We start from the raw sequence: 1,811 nt of genomic DNA, 5'->3' as shown, positions 1-1,811 counted from the left end.
CCGAGAGGTCCAGGTGCTGATGCAGATGGCGCTGCCGCGGGTGGTGGTGCTGGGCGGCTTCCTGTCGCACGAGGAGTGCGACGCGCTGGTGGCGCTGGCCAACCCGCGGCTGTCGCGCTCGGAAACCGTGGTCAACGCGACCGGCGGCAGCGAAGTGAACAGCGCCCGTACCAGCGACGGCATGTTCTTCGGCCGCGGCGAACACGCGCTGTGCGCCCGCATCGAGCAGCGCATTGCCGACCTGCTGCGCTGGCCGGTGATCAACGGCGAGGGCCTGCAGGTGCTGCGCTACCGGCCCGGCGCCCAGTACCTGCCGCATCACGATTATTTCGACCCGGCCCAGCCCGGCGCGCCGACCATCCTGTCGCGCGGCGGCCAGCGCCTGGGCACCTTGCTGATGTACCTCAACACGCCCGAGCGCGGCGGCGCGACGACCTTCCCGGACGTCGGCCTCGAAGTCGCCCCGATCAAGGGCAACGCGGTGTTCTTCAGCTATTCCCGGCCCAGCCCGACCACCCGCACGCTGCACGGCGGCGCGCCAGTGCTGGCCGGTGAAAAGTGGGTGGCGACGAAGTGGCTGCGCGAAGGCGAGTTCCACTGAACCCGTGCTGAGGGGACACTGAACCTGCCCGTTCCGAGGGCAGGTTCAGCCGGCGGTCAGTCGCCTGCCAACGGTGCGCAGGCCACGCCGCCCGCTTCGCTGCTGACGCTGGCCAGCGCCGCTTCGGCGGCTTGCAGCAGCGGCAGCAGCTGGTCCCCATGCGACGGGAACCAGGCCACGCCGATGCGTGCGCTCAGCGGAATACGGGCCACGCCGACATTGACTGGCGCGGCCAGGGCTTGCGCGATCTTGTTGGCGACCAGCGTGGCTTCGTCCGCGTGGTGCAGGTCGACCAGCATCGCGGCGAACTGGCCGCCATCCAGCCGCACTGCCGTGTCGGTCTTGCGCAGCTCGAAGTGCAGCCGGCTGGCGGTGGCGCGCAACACGTCGTCGCCGACGCTGTGGCCATGGGTTTCGCACAAGGCCTCGAAGCCTGTCAGCTCGACCAGCATGAAGGCCACCACGCTGTGCTGGCGCGCGGCGCGCTGGATGGCCATCTCGGCCCGGTCGGGCAGCACCGCGCGGGTGGGCAGGCCGGTCAGGCTGTCGTGGTGGGTCAGCTGCAGCCGGGCTTCATCGTCCGAGCGCTGCGCGGGCTCCACGGCAATCAGGCCGACCACGCTGCCCTGGTGATCGCGCAGCGTGCCCAGCGCCAGGCGGGTGGGCTGGGGTGAGCCGTCCTTGTGGCGCAGCACCCATTCGTGTTCGTCGGTGAAGCCGCGCTGCAGCCTGGCGCTGAGCACGCTGGCGTCTGCCGGGATGCGTTCGCCGAGTTCGCGCGAGAGCTGGGTGGCGCGCACCTCCAGCTCTTCCAGCGCCATCAGGTTGCCGGCCAGTTCGCGGCCGCTCAGTTCGTCGCGGCCACGGCCCAGGCGCTCGGCACCGGCCGGGTTGATCCAGCGTATTCGGCCGTCCAGGTCCAGCCCCAGCACCAGGCCGGGATAGGAGTCCAGCAGCAGTCGCTGCACTTCACCGAGTTCCAGCCAGGTGCGGGACTGCGGGTCGAAGGAAGGGGGGCGGCGGTCCATGCGGCCAGTTTCTACCGAGCCGCCAGCGCCGACAAGCGGCACCTGCGCGGCAGAAGGCTTGGGCGCCCTATCGTTTACCCGCGGGTTGAACCGCGGGCCGCCTGGTCAGAAGCTGCTCCAGTCGCTGTCGCCCGCCGTGGTGGCCGGTGCGGCGGTGGTGCGAGACACGCTGGCCGCCTTGG

At 70.9% G+C, this 1,811-nt stretch carries 2 protein-coding genes; one reads left to right on the top strand and one right to left on the bottom strand.

Annotated elements, in window-relative coordinates; genetic code table 11:
* Nucleotides 1-601: 2OG-Fe(II) oxygenase (locus FKP22_RS29210; protein WP_141291671.1), on the top strand; the 601-nt coding region annotated here is incomplete at its 5' end.
* A gap of 56 nt (nucleotides 602-657) precedes the next feature.
* On the opposite strand, the gene FKP22_RS29205 is transcribed toward FKP22_RS29210, so the two are convergent.
* Nucleotides 658-1,629: a sensor domain-containing diguanylate cyclase gene (locus tag FKP22_RS29205; protein WP_141291669.1), complete on the bottom strand. Its 972-nt coding sequence runs from the start codon at nucleotides 1,627-1,629 to the stop codon at nucleotides 658-660.
* Nucleotides 1,630-1,811 lie beyond the last annotated feature (182 nt).

Source organism: Ideonella azotifigens (assembly GCF_006519715.1).
GTDB classification, from domain to species: Bacteria; Pseudomonadota; Gammaproteobacteria; order Burkholderiales; family Burkholderiaceae_C; genus Ideonella; species Ideonella azotifigens.
The sequence above is the reverse complement of the archived record's forward strand: the minus strand, read 5'-3'. Positions and strand labels throughout refer to the sequence as shown.

Excerpts from the sequence above, each read along its gene's own strand:
- FKP22_RS29205 (WP_141291669.1), bottom strand. The coding sequence starts at position 1,629 with ATGGACCGCCGCCCCCCTTCCTTCGACCCGCAGTCCCGCACCTGGCTG.